We start from the raw sequence: 20,297 nt of genomic DNA on the forward strand, positions 1-20,297 counted from the left end.
CATCCTCTGGACCGTGTCCCGCTCGTGCCTCGTGAGCCTTCCGTAGGCCCTCGGGACCGCCCTCGCGGAGCCCCTATTCTTCTTTCCGGACATGCCGTCCTCCGATCTCCCGGGGCCGGCCGGTCCGGCCCTCAGGGTATCGGGTTCCCACATTCATCCGCACATGTGCGGATGAATGTGGGAAGTGTTCGGATGAAGTTGATAATCAAGGATCGACATTCACGCGAATGGTAATCTGAAGAACATCGGCACATGAGATTATATTGTCGATAATGGCATCATATGTCGGACGACCGTCGGCCGGGACCCTCCGCGAATCATGATCCCTCTTTGAGCCATCGATAGTGATTTGAACCGAACCGACCTGACAATCAGCAAGCTTCTGAGCAATTTCTCGCGTCAGGAGATATCCGTTCGTTACCATTCCGGCAGAATAAGTAGCGCCTGGCCTAATCGCCCCTCTCAGTTCTTTTGTCAGTCGCTCGATCATGTCCACACAGAGTAGGGGTTCGCCTCCATACCAGTCAACGTGAAGATCGTTGATCCCGGGATAGCCGGAACGCACGAATTCTGCGATATCCGTCATTGTCTCTTCTGACATAGTGGGGTGCGAGCAGCCCTTTTCATAGCAATAGGGACACCTAAAATTGCATGCCAGCGTTGGAGCAATCGTCAGTCCTAAATAGTCATTTGCAAACCTTGCCGACAAACTCTCAAGCATCAACATTCGCCGCTCGTCAACATCGTCATCTACCAACATGCCACCCATCTTAAGGGCCTCTTCGAAATCACCATCCAAGGCGGCAGCACCCTTGCGATATAAATTCAGCTCATTCGTGTGCGCAGCGTCAAGGTCGAGAACGCCACCAGACTGGGTATTGTAGATAGTGATACCGTTCACATCATTCTCTTCAATAACGTTAAATTCAGACTCTTTCATTTATATGCTCCGTTTTCTGATAGCACCCTTGATAGCCCAACAAAGTCCGAGGATGACAATGGGAACGACTGTTGCCAGCGCTACAAATAGCAACGTCCCCGGCACGATGAATTGAATTGGTCGCGGGGACGCAAGGGTCGCCAGCCATGTCAAGTGCAGTGGCATATTTGGATTCCCGTACCCCAAATAAAGCAGCAGGATGATGAACGATAGAACAAACGCGCCATTTCCAAAGAGCGAGATGGCCAGGACGAGCAGCAGGCATAACGTTGTGCAAATCAAGGCAGCAAGAGACAGCCGAAGAAGAAACTCTCCGATCATATCCATCGTCATTCCTATGCCACTCGCGCTTTGGACCGCACCAACGAGTATCGAAAAGAGAACAAAACCACCGACAAGCGTGACAATCGAGACAAGAGTCCTTGCAACCAACAACTGTACTGTTTTCATTCCCCTTGCATAGGAAACAAGCCATTGAGATCCCGTTATCGGAGTTCGAAACGCATAGCCGATGACGAGAACAGCAACAATAGGAAAGAACAGAGAATGGGCAAGCGGTGCCACAGCGGAAAGGTAGCGAGCTCCATCTTTAACGAGGTCTCCCGGAATTCCCCCAAAACCATATTGTGGGTTTGGAAAGAAGCCCATAACACCGTCGCCAAGCCAATCGCTCGTTCCGTAGGCTCTCCATGGTTCATAAGACGCAGAATAAAGCAATGCGAGCACGAAACCTGCCGCAATCAGCAGAAGAGGCGCTTTGCTCTTCATAACTCGATAGGCTTCAGCCTTAATCATATCTTCGCAGCGCATTTCTACCCCCTCCTCGCTTTGATTCCCATGACCCCGAGCTGCAACGAAACAACGGTGCAAATAACAGAGAAAAGAATGATCTGATTAATGGCTAGGCCTTGAAAGCACAGATTTCCAAGATGGCGTAAGTATGGTCCGACTGAGAGCCACCAGGGAATTAGCGTCGATGCGTGATTGGAAAAGACCACCAGCGTATATTCATCGGAGGCGAGCAGCGTCCCGACCAACACCAACATAATGCTAAGCGGTGCATTTCTAAGTAAATAGAAAACTGCCATCGACTGAGCTACTAATGCAGCCAAAATAGCATCAATCAAAAGCAACACGGGTAGGTATCTATCAAGAAACACCCGCCCATCCACATAGCAGCCAAGCGGAGATTTGAAGAGAGCGAATCCCGAAAACAGGTTGAACGCTGCTGAAGTTGCAATCGTCAGAACAAGCCACTTTGCGACAACGGCCTTTGCTACACCCGTCCCTTTCGCATACGTCACTTCAGAAGACCTGCTTTGATAATCCATGGCGCAGGAAATAACAATGCATCCGACTAGAACGAAAAACCACTCGTAGGTCATGAATAGTGCCGTCCGAACCGCCGAACCAGCCGGGTCAGTCTTGTCGAGGATGTTTGCAAAGAAACCAATCTGTTTGCCGACTCCCCCTAAATCAGATGTTCCATAAGTCCCATACATATTTGGATTACAGACATCTTTAACAATCCAAACTCCCCAGATCAACAACACGAAAAAGGCTGGATTTCTGAGCAACCGACGGGCTTCGCATCTAATCAGTCGCAGAAGTTGCATTATCTGCCTCCCCGATCAAATCCAAAAACCGCTTTTCCAGACTTCTGTCTTTGTAGGAGTTTTCTTCCTTAACGAGAAGTCTGCCTTGATGGAGAAAAGCAAAAGATGTCGCAACTTTCTCCAATTCATCTAGGTTATGGCTTGAAATGAGCACCGTTTTATCCCGTTTGTCCTTCAACGACAGCAGGAGATCACGCACCTCAATCACACCCACTGGATCGAGCCCGTTTATGGGTTCATCCATGATGAGTAGTTGCGGGTTGCCCAGAAGAGCCGTTCCGATATCCAGACGACGCTTCATGCCGAGCGAGTATTGTTTTACCGATGCATCCGCCGCATTTTCTAGGCCAACGGCAGCGAGCACTCGATTAACTTCACTTTTCGGCAGCCCCCACTCGATACAGCGTGAGATCAAGTTTTCTCGACCGGTTAAGTTCAAGAATGCCCCACAGCCGTCGGGGACGAATCCGATATTTCTGCGTGCTCTTGCCAGACCTGTTCTCCCAGACTCGCCGAAAAAACTGATTGAGCCTTTCGTTGCTTTAAACAAGCCAAGAAGAATATCAATCAACGTACTCTTCCCCGCGCCGTTCTCCCCAACGAGAGCGCACACTTCGCCCTCATCTATATCAAATGAAACATCAGACAACGCCCAGTTTTTGCCGTAGCGCTTTGATAGATCCTTGATTGAAATCGCATTACCCATGTCTCATGAACCTCATTAAAAAGGCAGCGCGGCCGACGGATGGCAGTTATCGACCACGCTGCTTACCCTCTGCTGTCTTAACCAGCATTAGCGTTCGCGTTGCTAGAAATGAACATATACGCCAAAACAGCTACAGCGCGAACACGGGTGGTAATTGCGGCAGCCACCACCGCCACCCTGCACGTTGCTACACGGATCGATTACCCAGTTCATAATTACCTCCTTTCGATTTATCGTCTGTTTTAATACTCCGTTATCGTATATCGATAACCTTATGATTTCAAGAACTATTTTCAAATAAATTAAGGCTCCTACCGATCGTTTGCGGTAGGAGCCTTGCGTGCATACGTGTTTGTCTTCTTGTCTTCTTATTCTGTTTTGTTATTCCTTAGAAAGATCTACCACGTAAACCTCTGTGGGCAATATCTCGGAGGGGTCGGGATTGCGTCTTTGCAAAATCTTATTCCGCGCGCGCGCGATGGTAAGTTCCTCAAGTTCTATTTCACTCACGCGACGGATCAAATCTCCCGGCTGACAATCCAACTCAACACAGATATCGAGCAATGTCTTCAAGCGTATGGCCTTAATTTTTGCATTACGGATTTTAGAAATGTTAGCTGGCGTATGCCCAGTCGCTCTTATTAGATCGGCATTTGTTTTCCCGGTCTTGAGCAAAAGTGTCTCAACCTCAATAATGAGATAATCCATGGTCAATCACCTAGACCAAATCATCGGACTGGGACTGCAAAAGCGCCCCATAGCGCCAGAAGATCGACAAAGCGAAAGCAACCATCATTGCAATGATGGATCCCACATCCAAAGTGATGCCTGAGTCACCAATCTGAAGGAGAGCGGAATTCATACGACAGCTCAACATACAATTACCCATCATTATTTTTAAATCGCTGCCAATCTGTAGAGAGCCCATCACGGCATTGATTGCAAATAGGCAAGCAATAACGGTAATCATCCGTGCATGTCGAATAGTAAAAGGCGATTGACGACGGGCGACATCGAAGCTGATGCTTAACAATGTGAACTCCCCTGCAAGGAGCAAAACCGCCCATAGCGCCAAGTTTGGGAGCGCGATGCTGCCGCCCTTACCAAGCTCAACGACCCCCTCGATTACCACTGCGCCGTTCAAAATACTTTGGCATGCAACAACAAATGCCGAACCAAAGACGGCGATGGTAGCGATGGCTATAAGTACCAGCACGGCACAAAGAACCATTCCGATTTTTCTCATGTTATCGAACGACATCTCAATTCTTTGAGCGCTATTCGCCATAGTAACTCCTTTTGCCATCCAGCAGAACTCTTTCAATTATTTTATCGTTACCGGAAACTCTTCTCTACAAGAAAAGGGGCGCACCTCCATCGGAAACGCCCCCTATCATGCAAGGTTATATTCAATCCCTACAGCGCGCCGGAACCGGCTTGCATCATGCCGCCGGGGCCCGAGGTTACGCCGCCGCTCACGGGCGCGGCGTTGCCGGTGTGCGGTGCCGCCGGGGCGGTATCGCCACCGAGCGTGCCCGCCGGACGCGGTGCCGGGATCTCGCCCGTGCCGTGGCTAAAGACAAACTTGCCATCGGCCACGTCGCACAGGACGGTATCGCCCTCGCCCCACTCGCCGGCCAGAAGCTCCTCGGACAGCGGGTCCTCGATGAGCTTTTGAATAGCACGGCGCAGCGGACGCGCACCGTTGGTGAGGTCGGTGCCCTCGGCCACGATCTTGTCATAGGCCGCATCGGTGAGCTTGATGTTCATGCCGTTGGCGATCAGACGCTGGCGCAGGTCGTCCACCAGCAGGTGAGCGATCTTGGTCAGGTTCTCACCCGAGAGCTTCTGGAACACCACGATGTCGTCGATGCGGTTGAGCAGCTCGGGGCGGAACAGGCGCTTGAGCTCGCCCATCGCGCGGCCGCGGATCTCACTCGACGTGAGGCCCTGCTCGCCGGTGGTGCCAAAACCGACGTTCGCATCCTGTGCGATCTCGCGGGCGCCCACGTTGGACGTCATGATGATCACGGTGTTGCGGAAGTCGACCGTCTTGCCCTGGCTATCGGTCAGACGACCCTCCTCCAGCACCTGCAGCAGGATGTTAAAGATATCGGGGTGCGCCTTCTCGATCTCGTCGAACAGCACGACCGAGTACGGGTGGCGACGAACGGCCTTGGTGAGCTGGCCGCCCTCGTCGTGACCGACGTAACCCGGAGGGCTACCGATGAGCTTGGAGACCTCGAACTCGCTACCGAACTCGGACATGTCGAAGCTGATGAGCGCGTCCTTGCTGCCAAAGAGGTATTCGGCGAGCGTCTTGGCGAGCTCGGTCTTGCCCGTGCCGGTGGGACCCAGGAAGATAAAGCTGCCGCCGGGGCGACGCGGATCCTTGAGCGGCGAGCGGCTGCGGCGCACGGCCTTGGCAACGGCCTCGACAGCCTCATCCTGACCGATGATGCGCGTCTTGAGTACGCTTTCGGCCTGCAGCAGGCGACGGCTCTCGCTCTCGGTAAGCGAGGACACCGGCACGCCCGAGGTCACGGACACGATATCGGCGATCTGACTCACATCGATGGTGAGCGGGCTGGCGTCGAGCTCGGCGGTCCAGGCAGCCTTGGCCTCGGCGAGTTCAATCTCGGCGGCCTTCTGCTGCTCGGTGATCTCGGCGGCCTTGTTCATGTCGTCGCTCTCGGTGGCCTCCTGCGCGGCGGTCTTGAGCTCCTCTATACGATGCTCGGCCTCGCGCACCGGCTCGGGCGCGCGATTCGCGGCGATGCGAGCGCGAGCACCGGCCTCGTCGATGAGGTCGATGGCCTTATCGGGCAGGAAGCGATCCTGGATGTAGCGGTTGGAAAGGTTCGCGGCGGCCTCGATAGCACCCTGCGTATAGCGCACATGGTGGTGCTCCTCGTAGCGCGGCTTGAGCGCGGTCAGGATCTTGACCGTGTCCTCGACGCTCGGCTCCTCGACATCGATGGTCTGGAAGCGACGCTCGAAGGCCGGGTCCTTGGTGAGGTACTTGCGGAATTCCTCGGCCGTGGTGGCGCCGATAATCTGGAAGGCACCGCGCGCGAGCACGGGCTTGAGCATAGAGCTCGCGTCGATGGAGCCCTCAGCAGAACCGGCACCGATGATGGTGTGCATCTCGTCGATAAACAGGATGACGTCGTCGGCTTCGGTGGCCTCCTGGATCACGTTCTTGAGGCGCTCCTCAAACTCGCCGCGATACTTGGCACCCGCCACGAGGCCCGGCAGGTCGAGCGTCCAGATATTCTGGTTCATGAGGTTCTCGGGCACGTTGCCGGCTGCAATCTGCTGAGCCAGGCCCTCGACGATGGCCGTCTTGCCCACGCCGGGGTCGCCCAGAATGAGCGGGTTGTTCTTGGTGCGGCGCGAAAGAATTTCCATCATACGCTGGACTTCCTTTTCGCGACCAATTACAGGGTCGAGCTCGCCGTCGCGCGCCTTCTGCGTGAGGTTGGTCGCGAACTGCTTAAGCGTATCGGTGCCACTCCCCTTTTGCTGAGAGGCATCCGAGCCGCTAAAGAACGGCAGGCCCGCACCGGGACGCCCGGCACCGGCGCCGGCGAGCGGACGCTTCTTGTCCTGGTCCTTGGCAGTGAGTTTCTCGATAGCCTTTTTGATAGAGGCGGACGACACACCCAGGCGCATGAGGATGCCCATGGCCATGCCGTTGCCCTCTTCGACGATGCCGATCAGCAAGTGCTCGGTCGACACGTAGGTCTGGTTATTCTCACGCGCCACGCGGAATGAACGCTCCATAACGCTAATGACGAGCGGCGTAAAGGCGAGCTTAGCCGCCTCGGTCTCCTCACTGGGCTCGGGAACCGTGGTCTGGACCTCTTTGAGAGTATCCATGATGTCGTCGTAGGAGATGTCGAGCGAACGCAGTGCTTCAGCGGCAATGCCCTCGTCCTCCTTGGCAAGCGCGAGCAGCAGGTGCTCGGTGCCCACCTTATTTGAATGAAGATCGAGCGCCTCTTGCTTGGCCATGGACATGACCTTGCGCGCACGATCGGTAAATCTATCTAACATGCTCGTTTCCTTACATGAGTTCATCGAAATCAAAACGCCCGCCCGTCGGCGGCGCTTTTGTCTCTTTACCCACAGGTTGTCTATGTTAACAGCTGGAGGAATATCTATAAACCCGGCTCACATGAATGCAGGTTATGACCGCATCGCGGGACTCACCGCGCGATGCGCGACAGGCGCCCCGCAAGAGAAACCCTAGACGTCTTTCACCACGTCGGGACTCGTCGCACGCGATGCGCGATAGGCATCGGCCTCCTTGGAGACGCGTTCGAGCAGCTCGGATGTATCGACGCCCTCGACTTGCGCGACCGTTTCCACCGTCTGCATGGCGACCGCCCTCAGGTACGCGCACGCGCTGTCCCCCGGCTGCTCGAGGTCTATCTCCTCGCCGCCCTCCCGGGCAAAGCCGACCGCCATCACAAAGCCCATGATGCCCGAGACCAGAAAGCCCACCGCAAAGCTCGAATCTGCCTTGAGCTCTTCTCCGTCGGGGTGGACGATCTCTCTCACGCGGTCGATGATGATCGTATGGATGCCCTGCACGACCTGCTCGGCGGCACCCGCCCTCATGGTGATGACGATGCGCCGCAGCAGGCAGCGGACGTCGCGCCGGTCGAACGCCGAAAGGTCGCCCTCGCTCGAAAAATGCCAGAGGGCATCGGTGATGAGCTCGTTATCCTGCAGCAGCTGGGCTATGGCGATGGCGACGAGTTCATCGAAATCGTGAAAATAGTAGTAAAACGTTCCGCGATTGCACTGGGCGGCGCGGGTCACCTCGCCAACCGACAGCTCGAAGATGCTGTTGTTCTCGATGAGCTCCCAAAACGCCTCGATGATACGGGTGCGTGCATCGGGCGCATCGGCGTCCTTACGCGGTCTCGCCATGCGCCTCACCGCACCCCTGCGCCTTGGCGTTCATGATGAGCATCTGAAGACGGTTCTCCACGTTGGCGAAGCTCACGTCGGGATCGTAGTCGAGCGGCAGGAACTGCGCCGTGGGATACTGCTCCTTGAGCGCATGGATGAGCCCGCGCCCCACGACATGGTTGGGCAGACACCCGAACGGCTGCAGGATCACGAAGTTGCGGCAGCCGCGCTTGGCGTGCTCGAGAATCTCCGCCGGAATCAGCACGCCCTCGCCCGCATCGAACGTATGGTGCAGGATCTTATCGCTCGCGCGCACGAGCTCGGGCATGCGCGTCGGCGGCTCGTAGAGCGGGCTCGCCGCGCCCAGGCGGTCGCAACGGTCGTGCGCGAGCTCGAACAGGTTGTCCGCCGTGGCGTACCAGGCCTTTTCGGGCAGCGACAGGTCGACGTGGAACTCGCGCGACTGCGCATGCTTGTAGAAATAGGTCTTGCGGATCACGTCGGTCATGCGCGCCTCGATGACCTCGAGCCCGTTGTCCTCGAGGTAGCGCTCGATCTCGTGGTTGGCGCCGAGATGGAAATTGAGCAGGTACTCGCCCACGATGAGAACGGTCGGATGCGGGTTCGAGCGGTCGTACGGAACGGCGTCCATGATCGCAAGCGCGCGTTTGAAGCCCGTCGCCTGGCCTCTCAGCCCGGAGCGCTCCATGCCCTCGATAACCTCATCGAGCGCGCGGTCGAACGCAGCGTCCGCCGCGCCCTTCTCGAGCTCGTAGGGACGGATGCGCCTAAGCATGGCCTCGAGGGCATCGATCATGGGAAGACCGTAGGCGATCTGGATGCTCGGGCCAAGGCCGAGCTTGAAGCCCGGATGCGCATTGTGGGCATCGACGTCGTCGTTGGTGAGCACCGGGACATAGTCGTATCCCGCGTCGTCGAGCGCGCGGCGCAGCAGGGGCATGTAGTGCGTCAGGCGGCAGTCGCCGATATACTTGCCAGTCACCACGGCGACGTCGTGCGGGTCGTACTTACCGCTCTCGAGTGCCGCGAGCGCCTCGCCGATCACGATTTGCGCGGGGAAGCAGATGTCGTTGTGCACATAGCGTTTGCCCAGGCGGATGGCATCCTCGCGCCCGATATCAAGGGCCTCGGCGCGCACGCCCTGATTGCGCATCGCCGCGGTCATGAGCCTGCAGAACGCATGGGAGGTGTTGGGGACCAGCGCGATCTTGTCGTGCCGGTCGCGCTTGGTGTACTTGACCTTATACGGGTCGTCGAGCGGATGGACCGCGTGCACCCGGGCGCCCTCGGCACGCTCCTCCGCGCGACGACGGTTGACCGACTCGATAAACGAACGCACGCGAATGCCCATGGGACCGGCGACGTCGCTCTCATCGAGCTTGATCATCATCGGAACCTTGGAGCCCATCTCGCCCATCATGCGCGCGATCTCGTCGGTGAGATACGCATCGTGGCCGCAGCCGAAGCTGCCCGTCTGCACGAGCTCGAGCTCGGGCGTCGATGCGACGATGACCGCGCACGACAGCATGCGCGCATGGTAGTTGTTCACGATGTCGATGCGGCTGTTGGAAAGATCGACGTTGCAGACCCCCGGCACCGCATCGGGCGTCAGCACGGGGATGCCGCGCTCAGAGAAGAGCTTGGGCAGCCCGTGGTTGACCAGCGGGTCGTTGTGGTACGGGCGCGAAGCGATCACCACCGCGTAGCCGCCGTCCTCGTGCACGTTCTCGAGCACCTGCCTGCCGCGCAGCTGCAGCTGGTTCTCAAACGTCTCCTGCGCGCGGTCCGCCTGCTCGGTCGCCTTGGCAACCAGGTCGGCATCGATATCGAAGGTCTCCTTGCACCACGCCTTGAGCTGGCGGTTTCGGTCGCCCTCGTCGTACCAGTGGAACAGCGGCGTATCGAACGGAACGCCGAAACGCTCCTCCGGGTTATCGGAATTGCGCATCACGTAGGGGTATCCCTTTACGACGGCGCACATCCACTCGCTGGTAGAGGCGGTGTTTTCGGTGGGCACCGTCGTGATGATGGGCATGAAGATGCGGTCGACGCCGGCGTCGACGAGATTGCGGATGTGCCCGTGGACGAGCTTGGCCGGGAAGCACACGGTGTCGGATGTGACGTGCGCCAGACCGCGCTCGTACATCGCCTTGGTGCTGCGTCCCGAGACGCGCACCTTAAAGCCGAGCGTGCTGAAGAACGTCGACCAGAACGGCATGGTGTCCCAGAACTCGAGCACACGGGGAATGCCGATCGTGACATCGCGCCCCCCGCTGACGGGAACCGTGGGGTACGACTCGAACAGCAGCTTCTCGCGGTCGACAAAGAGATTGGGGGCAGCCGCGGTCCGGTCGCGCCCCGTGCCGGGTGCCTGTGCCTCGCAAGCACCCTGCGGACGCAGCTCCTCCGCCGCGGGAACCTCGCGCACGAGCTCATCCCATGAGATGGCGCCGCCGCGCGGGCAGCGATTGCCCGTGACGTAAAGCGAGCCGTCGCCAAATGCCACGACCGCGCGCTGGCAGCGGTTGTTGCACCGACGGCAGGTAACGCCGCCGAACTCGCGATGCTCGAAGCGCTCCACGGCATCGAGCCCGATAAACGACGTGCCGGCGTCGCCCTTGCGGCATTCCTCGCGCGCGAGCAGGGCGATACCGATAGCGCCCATCAGCCCCGGGTGGGGCGCACGCGTGACGGGTTTGCCCAGATACTGCTCGAATGCGCGCAGCACCGCGTCGTTTCGGAACGTGCCGCCCTGGACGACGACTTTGTCGCCCAGACGGTTGAGATTTGAAACGCGAATGACCTTGGTGAACACGTTCTCGATAATCGAACGGCAGAGACCGGCCATGATGTCGCCCGGACCCTTACCGCGCCGCTGCTCGGAAACGACGCTGCTGTTCATGAACACCGTGCAGCGGCTGCCGAGAACGGCGGGGGCTTTGGACGAAAATGCCTCGGTCGCGATATCCTCAACGGCTATTCCGAGGTTTTTGGCAAAACCCTCGAGGAACGAGCCGCAGCCCGCAGAGCACGCCTCGTTGACGACGATATCGGTCAGCACGCCGTGGTTGAGCCAGATGGCCTTCATATCCTGTCCGCCGATGTCGAGCACGAAGGTCGCATCGGGAACGCATGCGCACGCGGCGCGGGCGTGCGCGACCGTCTCGACCGTATGGTAGTCGGCGTGGAACGCGCGCGCGAAAAGCTCCTCGCCGTATCCCGTGGTGCCCACGGCATCGATCGCAAGCGTGACTCCCGCTGTCTCCCAGCGGTTCTTCAAGCTGACAAGACCCTGTTGGGCGACGTCGAGCGGTCTGCCGTTATTAGACGCGTAGAACGAATCGACAAGCTCACCCGCCTCATCGACCAGGGCGAACTTGGTCGTCGTGCTCCCCGAATCGATACCGAGCGCCACACGCACCGTCTCTCCGGGCGCATACGCATCCGGACCCTTTGCCGGCGTCTCTTTGCCATGGCGTGCCGTAAAATCCGCCTGCTCGGCAGGTGTGGCAAAAAAGGGCTGGGCAAGACGTCCCTCCCCGCTTGCGGGCGCGACCGTCTCGAGCTTATCCAGCCGGACAAAAGCGTCGGGAAGGTCGATCGGTTGGGACGATGCGAACATGTCGGTCAGCGACAGGGTAGCACCGCGCGCGACCATGATCTGCGGATCGCGCGGGACGATAACCTGATCGTCCGATAGATTCAGTTGCTCCCGGAACACGCGGACCAGTGTGGGGTTGTAGGCGAGCGTACCGCCCTCGAAGATTACCGGCGGCTCGATGTCGATACCCTGGGCCAGACCGCCGATCGTTTGGCGGGCGACCGCGTGAAGCGCCGAAAGCGCCAGGTCGGTGGTAGGAATGCCCTCGTTGAGCAGCGGCTGGATATCGGTCTTTGCGTACACGCCGCAGCGGCCCGAGACCTCGTGGACGGTCGTTCCCCGGCTTGCGAGCTGCTCGAACTCGCCCGATTCGGTGCCGACCCCCATGAGCTTTGCCATCTCGTCGATAAATGCACCGGTACCGCCTGCGCACGAGCCGTTCATGCGCATGTCGGCAACCTCGATGTCTCCCTTATCGTTGGTGCGGAAGAAGATCATCTTGGCGTCTTGGCCGCCCAGCTCGATGGCGCAGCGCGTCTGCGGATAGAACCTGCTGATCGCGAGCGCGTTGGCGACCACCTCCTGAACGTACGAGGCGCCCAGCGCGGTCGCGATATCGCGCGCACCCGAGCCGGTCACCGCAACGCGCAGTGACTCATGGGGAAAGCGCTCGGCGAGCTCGCCGAGCATGGCGCGCACGCTCGCTGTCTGACACGCCCCGTGGCGGCGATATCCCCACCACGCCTCGGTCATATCCTCGTGCATCGCGTAAACTTTGGTCGTCGTCGACCCTACGTCCAGTCCTACTAGCAACGCCATAATGCTCCGTCTCTCGCATTTTTCCCGCTAGAGATATACCACTCTACGTAATACAACAGACTGTTGTATTTAAACTCCGTATAAAAAGCGGCTGCCGAAACGCTTCAGCAGCCGCCGAATGCACCAACAGATTGTTCTGCGCGCTAGCACGTCGGGCAACGGAGCAGCACGGGCCCTCCGGTCATGCGCACCGCTCACGCCCGCGATGTCGCCGAGAGAGCTATCCACGCTTTGGGCTCCAACCAAGCAAGTCGCCCGCGCTCAGCAGATCCCTAAGCGAGCTACTCGCACTCAGGAGCCATAGCCTGCTCCAAGAGCTCGGCATGCTCCTCCTCGAAAACCGTCCCCACAGGGAAGGCGCGACGGAAGACGAAGCGGGAAATCGGACCGGCTACCAAAAGGTTCCACGGCAGCGCCATCACAAAATTATGCGGGATGTTGATCATCCAGATCGCGGGCACGGAATACAGGTTCGCAAGGATGCCGCCGGGCATGTGCGTCAGACCCTCACAGGCACCGTACAGCGACATGATGATGACCATGGGAACGACCATGCAGGAGCTGACGGCAAGCGTCATGGCGAGCGGCGAACTCTTGCCCGGCGTGACCAGGAATTTAAAGGCGAAACCCTTGGCAAGGGGGCTGGCAACAAACCAGTCGCAGCACATGGCAAAAATGTAGGCAACGGGGAAGCCGAGCCACGCGGCGGCAACAACCTCGCCGTTGATGGCCCCATGCTGCAGGGCAACGTTGTAGATGCTCATCCAGAGCACCATGCAAAAGCACATGATAAAGGTGAACAGCAGGCTCTCTCGTTTGTTGATAGGCATGAAGGGCAGATTCCTTTCTGTGTTACGCCGCGGCACCACGCAACAAAAACGGGCGGGCAAGATGGAGCTGTTGGGACTTCATCTCGCCCGCCCGTGTTACGCGCGTCTGCGACTACTTATGTGGTGGAACTACCCTAACACGAACGGCGCGCGCTTCGTAAGCGTTGAGTTTGTGGAGATGCAGGGCACCAAACCCCCGACCCCATAAGTTGCGGTGGAATACGGACTGTTTTGACCCTTTAAGCAGCAATTCAGTCCCTATTTCACCGCAACTCATTTGGTGCAAAGTAACCTGTCCCCCTTGCACCAATTAGCTGGTGTGGCGCCAGCGAGGGTCGGTGAGCGTACGCGCCACACCCAGGCCAACGGGCAAAAACGCCACGATGAGCACTGCACGCACAAACCAGCCGAGCATATTGACTGTGTCGAAGGTGCACATGTAATACATCGAGCGATACAGATACAAACCCGGCACCATAATGACAATCGAAGGCACCGTGAGAGCGATACGCGGGTAGGTGAGCTTGACTTCGGCCAAGCTTGCCAGCAGACCCGATACCAGCGCGCCGATAAACGCTGCTGCCTCGGGAGGCATTCCCGTGCTGAGGCCCAGGAAGGGAATCATCGTCGGCGCATCGACAAGGGTCAGACGCAGGGTATTGGAAACGGCGCCGATCAACCCAGCTGCCGCGGCCATCTTTACCGGGCTGTTGAACATCACCGAGAAGCCGAATACGCCAACGAAGCTCATCACCACGCGCAGGAGCGTAAGGGCAAGCGGCGAAAGGCCGAGCGGGGCAAAATCATCCGGTGCCAGCCCCACACACTCGGCAACCATCCAGCCCACAAGGGTCGCCATCACAATAATCGACACGGCATACGAAAGACGCTCAATGCCGCTTCGCATATCGAGCTTAGCGATGTCGAGGCCTGCCGTAATGAGGGGAAAGCCGGGAATCACGAAGAGCATGGCGCCGATATAGCCTTCTTGGTGCGACATTGCCCCCGGTACGACCTGGCCAAGGCCGAGCAATGCCAGCAGATACGAAACGCAAGCGAGCGCAACGCCCGTCGTCAGCGCGCTAAACTGGCCAAGACCCTGCTTGAGAATATGGGAGCGAGCAAAGTTACCGACACCAGCGCCTACGAATGCGCAGGCCATCTCGATAGGGCCGCCGCCGAGCAAAAAGACGAAGGCGCCGCAAGCACAGGCTGCCGCAAGGCCCTGTTGCCAGGGAGAGTAATCGGGTTTTGAGCTCTCAACGGTCCTGAGCATCTCGTGGTACTCGTGTACCGTGAAGCGACGACCATAGGTCTCGATTTCCTTGAGGAAACTCTCCATCATCCAAATGCGATGGGTATTGACTCCCGTTGTGGGCAGGCTGACAACCTCGTTAAAGCAGTGGCCATCTTCGATGCAAGTACACTCAAACGACAGAAGGCTCAGGTCGACGTGAATCGTGACGCCGAGTACGGCAGCAACACGATTCATGGTATCGCGCACGCGCCAGGCACCTGTTCCGCTTGCCAGCATAAGCATGCCGGCGCGGCAGATGATGGATGACTTATCGGTGAGCGGCGCATCGACGGCAAGCTCATCGCCTGCCGTCACGATCTGGTGCCAGTCAGTTTTCATATGGAGCGCGCCGGCACGAACGCCGTGGTGCATGGGGGCTCTCGAAAGCAGCGAGTCAAGGCGCGAAGGCTGTGGGGGCTCCGTTAATTCGCCCTCGTCCTCGTCGGGCTCTTCATCGACCAGATCAAATGAGTCAAGCGATGCCGGCTCGCGACGATCGATTAGCTCCTCATCCTCATCGTCAAAGTAATTGAACTGATCGAGCATGTCCTCTTCGATTGCGCGCTCGCTCGCATCGTCCATCCCGGTGCTCCCTTCCTATCGACTAACCCCCATCCTAGACAGCGACGGCTAAAGGAAACATAAAAGAGACGACTATCAAAACAAGGACTGTCCCCAACTGCCGGCAGAAAAGGAACGTCCCCAAGTGCCAACCACGGCAATGCCGATGCTTTGGTAACGACAGCGAGCGGGTCGCATTTGTGACAAGGTGACGTGAAACGAAAGGGCGCTGACCTTCTGGTCGCGCCCTTGAAGTTGAACGTCAGATTGTCCAAATGCGGCCCGCGCAGCGTCGAGCCATTACGCGGTTCGTAGAACCGCGTAACAAGTTAGTACATCTTTGCGCCGGCGGGGATGGAGGCGTCGAGCTGAATCAGGTTGAGGCGCTCCTCGCCCTCCTCCTCGTGGACAGCGCTGATCAGCATGCCGCAGCTGGGAATACCCATCATCTTGCGCGGAGGCAGGTTGGTGATGGCGAGCAAGGTCTTGCCAACCAGGTCCTCGGGCTCGTAATAAGCGTGAATACCGGAGAGGATGGTGCGGTCGGTGCCGGTGCCGTCGTCGAGCGTAAAGTTCAGCAGCTTCTTGGACTTCTTGACGGCCTCGCATGCCTTGACCTTCACAGCGCGGAAGTCGCTCTTGGAGAAGGTATCAAAGTCGACGAACTCCTCAAACAGCGGCTCAACGGCGATCTTGGAGTAATCGAGCGTGGGCTTAAGCGACGTAACGAACGGGCTCGCGGCGTTGCCGGCCTCGGCAGCCTTGGCGGCAGCGGCACCGGACTGGAAACCCTTCTCGGGCTTCATGTGCGGGAACAGCAGCACGTCGCGGATAGAAGCCTGGTTGGTGAGCAGCATGACCACGCGGTCGATACCAATGCCAATGCCGCCCGCGGGAGGCATACCGTACTCGAGGGCGCGCACGTAGTCCTCGTCGTACTCCATGGCCTCGTCGTCACCGCCGGCCTTCTCGGCCATCTGGGCGGCAAAGCGCTCGGCCTGGTCGACCGGGTCGTTGAGCTCGGAGAACGCGTTGGCGTACTCGTGACCGGCGATGATCAGCTCAAAGCGGTGCGTCAGGCGCGGGTCGTCCTCAAAACGCTTGGCAAGCGGGCTGACCTCGATGGGGTAATCGCACACGAACGTCGGGTTGACGATGGTGTCCTCGCCCAGCTCATCGTAAATCTCGGCGATGATCTTGCCAGCAGTCCACTCGGGCTTGATCTCCAGGCCCTTCTCGCGCGCGGCGGCAGCAAGCTCCTCGACCGGCGTGTCGATGGTGACCTGCTTGCCGAGCACGTCGGAGACGATGTCGGTCATGGGACGGCTGGCCCACTCACCAGAAAGGTCGATGGTCTGGCCCTGGTACTCGATGACCTCGGGGTTGCCGATGGCCTTGTTGGCAGCCTTGATGACACCTTGGGCGAGTGCCTTCATGCCCTCGAGGTCGGAGAAGGCACGGTAGGCCTCCATCGTGGTGAACTCGGGGTTGTGGGTAAGGTCCATGCCCTCGTTACGGAAGATGCGGCCGATCTCGAACACGCGCTCAAAACCACCGACGATGCAGCGCTTGAGGTGCAGCTCGGTGGCAATACGCAGGTAGCACTCCTGATCGAGCGCGTTGAAGTGGGTAATGAACGGCTTGGCAGTAGCGCCGCCTTGGATGGTCTGCAGAATGGGGGTCTCGACCTCCATGTAGCCGTCGGACTCCATAAAGCGACGGAAGGTGGAGAGAATCTGCGAACGCTTACGGAAGGTCTCGCGAACGTCGTCGTTGGCGATCAGGTCGACATAGCGCTGGCGATAGCGGGTCTCCTTATCGGAAAGACCGTGGAACTTCTCGGGCAGCGGACGAACGGCCTTGGCAAGCAGGGTCGCGCTCTTAGGGGCAACGGAAAGCTGGCCACGCTGGGTGCGCACGACCACGCCGGTCACGCCCAGGATGTCGCCCAGGTCGAGGGCCTTGAGCGTACTCCAGGCAGCCTCGTCCATGTCGTTGATGCGGCAGAACAGCTGAATCTCGGCAGTCGCATCGCGCACGACGATGAACATGATCTTGCCCTGACCGCGCTTGGCGACCACACGGCCGGCGATCTTCACGACGTCCTCGGTGTCCTCGCCATCGGCAAGATCGGCGTACTTAGTCTCGATATCGGCGACGTAGTCCTCAAGCTCAGAGTGCTCGGGATAGGGGTTCTGGCCCGCCTCGAACAGGGCGGCGCGCTTGGCCAGGCGGGTGGCGCGCTCGTCGTTGAGCGTCGATGCCTGATCGGCGGCGTTCTGGTTCTCTGCCATAAGTTAGCTCCTCAAACTAAAACGCTCCCCAGGATTCGGTCCCAGGGAGCGAAAACATACCTTTACGCGGGACCGTGGTCTAGCGTGCGATCTTGGCGATGGTGTAGACGCGAGTCTTGCCGGAAGGCGTAACGACCTCGACGGAGTCGCCCTCGCCGTGACCGATGATGGCGTGGCCGACCGGAGACTCGTTGGAGATCTTGTGCTCGAGCGAGTTGGTCTCGGTGGTACCGACGAGCGTGACTTCCATGACCTCGCCGTTGGGATCAATCAGCGAAACGGTGGAACCGATGGAGACGGTCAGGTCGCCCGTGGTGGCAGCAACCTGAGCGTTGGCGAGGATGGCCTGGATCTCGGCAATACGAGCGGCGTTCTGGGCCTGCTTGTCCTTAGCGGCGTCGTACTCGGAGTTCTCCGAAAGGTCGCCGAACGCGCGGGCTTCCTTGATGTCCTCGACGATCTCCTTGGCGTAATCGCCCTCACGCCAAGCGAGCTCCTCGACGAGCTTCTGGCGGCCCTCAGCGGTCAGTACGATCTGGCTTGCGTCCATACGGATATCTCCCCAACTCTGATCAAACAATCAACTGTCAACAAAACGAAAAAGACCGGCTAGCCTGCGGGCAAGCCGGTCAGGTGCTCACCCCAAAGGGATGGGACTACTCTGCGTCCGCGTCGCTGTCCTCTGCCTGCTTCTTCTTGGCAGCAGCGAGCTTGGCCTCGAGCTCAGCGATCTCCTTGTCCTCCTCGGACTGCTCGACCACGACCTCCTCGGCCTGCTTGGTCTCGGCCTTATCGTCGCCCTCCATACCCTCGCGGATATTCTTGACGGTAGAGCCGAGGGACTTGCCGAGCTTCGGCAGGTTCTTGGGCCCGAAGATAATCAGGACAACGACGAGAATAATGATGAGCTCAGGAGCCCTCAGTCCAAACATGTAGACCTCCACAATACAGCGAGACAAGCTCGAATGAGTATACCGCGGGTATCGCGGTATCACAACAATAGCTAAAAAAAGGGACCGCAAGAAGCGGTCCCTCCTCATGCTCTGGTCGGGTTGACTGGATTTGAACCAGCGACCCCTGCGTCCCGAACGCAGTGCTCTACCAAACTGAGCCACAACCCGTTAGCTCGACTATAGTAACAAAGATTTCCGTCGTGTGCTAGAGAAATTTTTACTTCTTTGGCACTTCGACGCGAACCGTGTTGGGAATGAACTGCGTCGCGCAGGACCACCAGCCGTTTTGCTGGGCAGCGTCGGCAAGCCTTTCGGCCATGGCGGCGGTGCCGCAAATGGCAAACGAGCAGGCACCCGATCCGCACACATCTACAGCAACGGTGCCGTCCTGTTTACGCAGCCAATCGAGAACCGTTTGAATCTGCGGCTCCATCTGTGCGGAAATGACACCCAAGTTGTTATGGATGAGTGCATATGCCGTCTCGGCATCACCAGCACGCAAGGCAGAAGCTATCGCGCCGGGCTCGTCCGCAGGCACCGGGGCCTCGTCAAAACGTCGATAGGCTTCAATTGTCGAAACACTTGCCTCGCGCGGCTTGACCAACACGACGGGCGTTGCGGGCAGCGCGGGGTACTCAGTTGCCAGCACGTCTCCCCCACCTACGTAGAACGCAGGGCTCGCGTGCAAAAAGAACGGGACGTCAGCACCAATGCCGCGCGCGATGTCGTCGAGCACGGGGTCGGTGCGATCAATTCCCCAGAGCTCCGCCAAGGCGACAATGACCGCGGCCGCATCCGTCGAGGGGCCGCCCAAGCCGGCGCACAATGGAATGCGCTTCTCAATCGTCACGCAGATGTTTGCCTCGCGACCATAATGCTCGGCCATAGCAATCGCAGCCCGATACGCCGTATTCTTTTGCATGGGAAAATCTGATGCTGGAACCGTCTGGACAGTCAGCGCCTGCGCCGGCGTGACCGTCACGGTATCGGAAAGACTGACGGCTGCCATCAGGGAATCGACCCTGTGGTAGCCGCGGTCATCGCGCTCGGTATGAACCCCCAGGTAGAGGTTAATCTTTGCCGGCGCGGAAAGGGTCAGGGACCAATCGGTCACCGCTAGTGCTCCTCGAGCTGATTGCCGAACGGGGTAAAAATGTGCTCGCCGCTCTCGGGGTCGAACAGCTCGACCTGACCGGTGAGGACATCGATGTACTGGTAGGACTGACGCGACTTGCGGCCACGACGCTCGTCAACCTCGACGATAAAGACGGCGGGGTGCACGCTCTTGATGGTGCCCATGCGCTCGACGACGCGGGTGCGGCCCATGTTGGCCTTCACCTTAACGCGATCGCCCACCATATCGGTCAGCTTCTCGTGGATGTCGTCGACGTGATTGACTTCCATCTCTTCCATGAACAGGGCCTCCAGAAGGTGCAATTCAAAAAGGGGATAATACCCCTAAGATAGACAAAACTCTAATACTATAGCACCCTGCTGCCGTCATACGCAAGTAGCTTAAAAAGCCCCTTGATTATCAACTTCATCCGAACACTTCCCACATTCATCCGCACATGTGCGGATGAATGTGGGAACCCGATACCCTGAGGGCCGGACCGGCCGGCCCCGGGAGATCGGAGGACGGCATGTCCGGAAAGAAGAATAGGGGCTCCGCGAGGGCGGTCCCGAGGGCCTACGGAAGGCTCACGAGGCACGAGCGGGACACGGTCCAGAGGATG

At 58.6% G+C, this 20,297-nt stretch carries 16 protein-coding genes and 1 tRNA gene; all 17 read right to left on the bottom strand.

Translation table 11 applies throughout. The annotated features are described in order from the left end of the window. Positions 1 to 205: 205 nt before the first annotated feature. Positions 206 to 940 carry a radical SAM protein gene (locus KSY82_RS09065; RefSeq protein WP_217750983.1) on the bottom strand — a complete coding sequence of 245 codons (735 nt, stop codon included), beginning with the start codon at positions 938 to 940 and terminating at the stop codon, positions 206 to 208. Further along, entirely contained in the window at positions 941 to 1,750 is an 810-nt protein-coding gene (locus tag KSY82_RS09070; protein ID WP_217750984.1) for a hypothetical protein, read from the bottom strand. A 2-nt stretch (positions 1,751 to 1,752) separates the two neighbouring features. Continuing rightward, positions 1,753 to 2,556 (bottom strand): hypothetical protein, encoded by an 804-nt coding sequence (locus tag KSY82_RS09075; protein ID WP_217750985.1) that lies wholly within the window; start codon positions 2,554 to 2,556, stop codon positions 1,753 to 1,755. Beyond that, a complete protein-coding gene (locus KSY82_RS09080; RefSeq protein ID WP_217750986.1) occupies positions 2,534 to 3,262 on the bottom strand; it encodes an ABC transporter ATP-binding protein in 729 nt (242 codons plus the stop codon). The genes KSY82_RS09075 and KSY82_RS09080 overlap by 23 nt, the downstream gene beginning before the upstream one ends. 381 nt (positions 3,263 to 3,643) lie before the next feature. Further along, on the bottom strand, positions 3,644 to 3,970 hold the full coding sequence (locus tag KSY82_RS09085; protein WP_117629262.1) for a helix-turn-helix domain-containing protein: 327 nt from the start codon (positions 3,968 to 3,970) through the stop codon (positions 3,644 to 3,646). Between the two features lie 10 nt (positions 3,971 to 3,980). Beyond that, positions 3,981 to 4,550 carry a hypothetical protein gene (locus KSY82_RS09090; RefSeq protein ID WP_118260136.1) on the bottom strand — a complete coding sequence of 190 codons (570 nt, stop codon included), beginning with the start codon at positions 4,548 to 4,550 and terminating at the stop codon, positions 3,981 to 3,983. A 128-nt stretch (positions 4,551 to 4,678) separates the two neighbouring features. After that, complete coding sequence (locus KSY82_RS09095; protein WP_217750987.1) at positions 4,679 to 7,321, bottom strand: ATP-dependent Clp protease ATP-binding subunit; 2,643 nt, start codon at positions 7,319 to 7,321, stop codon at positions 4,679 to 4,681. Between the two features lie 192 nt (positions 7,322 to 7,513). Beyond that, positions 7,514 to 8,203 carry a TetR/AcrR family transcriptional regulator gene (locus tag KSY82_RS09100; protein WP_217750988.1) on the bottom strand — a complete coding sequence of 230 codons (690 nt, stop codon included), beginning with the start codon at positions 8,201 to 8,203 and terminating at the stop codon, positions 7,514 to 7,516. Continuing rightward, complete coding sequence (locus KSY82_RS09105) at positions 8,187 to 12,626, bottom strand: acyl-CoA dehydratase activase (protein WP_217750989.1); 4,440 nt, start codon at positions 12,624 to 12,626, stop codon at positions 8,187 to 8,189. Before KSY82_RS09105 ends, KSY82_RS09100 begins: the two co-directional genes overlap by 17 nt. A 281-nt stretch (positions 12,627 to 12,907) precedes the next feature. Beyond that, entirely contained in the window at positions 12,908 to 13,456 is a 549-nt protein-coding gene (locus tag KSY82_RS09110; RefSeq protein WP_117848029.1) for a DUF2798 domain-containing protein, read from the bottom strand. A gap of 310 nt (positions 13,457 to 13,766) precedes the next feature. Further along, positions 13,767 to 15,335, bottom strand: a complete 1,569-nt coding sequence (locus tag KSY82_RS09115; protein WP_217750990.1) for a threonine/serine exporter family protein — start codon at positions 15,333 to 15,335, stop codon at positions 13,767 to 13,769. Positions 15,336 to 15,643: 308 nt separating this feature from the next. Then, complete coding sequence (gene lysS, locus KSY82_RS09120; protein WP_217750991.1) at positions 15,644 to 17,608, bottom strand: lysine--tRNA ligase; 1,965 nt, start codon at positions 17,606 to 17,608, stop codon at positions 15,644 to 15,646. Positions 17,609 to 17,687: 79 nt separating this feature from the next. Next, the gene (greA, locus tag KSY82_RS09125) at positions 17,688 to 18,158 is read right to left on the bottom strand and encodes a transcription elongation factor GreA (protein ID WP_006234960.1); all 471 of its coding nucleotides are present in this window, start codon (positions 18,156 to 18,158) and stop codon (positions 17,688 to 17,690) included. A gap of 106 nt (positions 18,159 to 18,264) precedes the next feature. Next, a complete protein-coding gene (gene tatA / locus KSY82_RS09130; protein WP_022094895.1) occupies positions 18,265 to 18,540 on the bottom strand; it encodes a twin-arginine translocase TatA/TatE family subunit in 276 nt (91 codons plus the stop codon). Between the two features lie 112 nt (positions 18,541 to 18,652). Then, positions 18,653 to 18,729: transfer RNA gene (locus KSY82_RS09135), tRNA-Pro, on the bottom strand. Positions 18,730 to 18,778: 49 nt separating this feature from the next. After that, a complete protein-coding gene (ispE, locus tag KSY82_RS09140) occupies positions 18,779 to 19,675 on the bottom strand; it encodes a 4-(cytidine 5'-diphospho)-2-C-methyl-D-erythritol kinase (protein ID WP_217495573.1) in 897 nt (298 codons plus the stop codon). Between the two features lie 2 nt (positions 19,676 to 19,677). Beyond that, positions 19,678 to 19,974, bottom strand: a complete 297-nt coding sequence (locus KSY82_RS09145; RefSeq protein WP_217750992.1) for a Veg family protein — start codon at positions 19,972 to 19,974, stop codon at positions 19,678 to 19,680. Positions 19,975 to 20,297: the final 323 nt, after the last annotated feature.

It is taken from the genome of Collinsella aerofaciens (assembly GCF_019131995.1).
Lineage (GTDB): Bacteria > Actinomycetota > Coriobacteriia > Coriobacteriales > Coriobacteriaceae > Collinsella > Collinsella aerofaciens_S.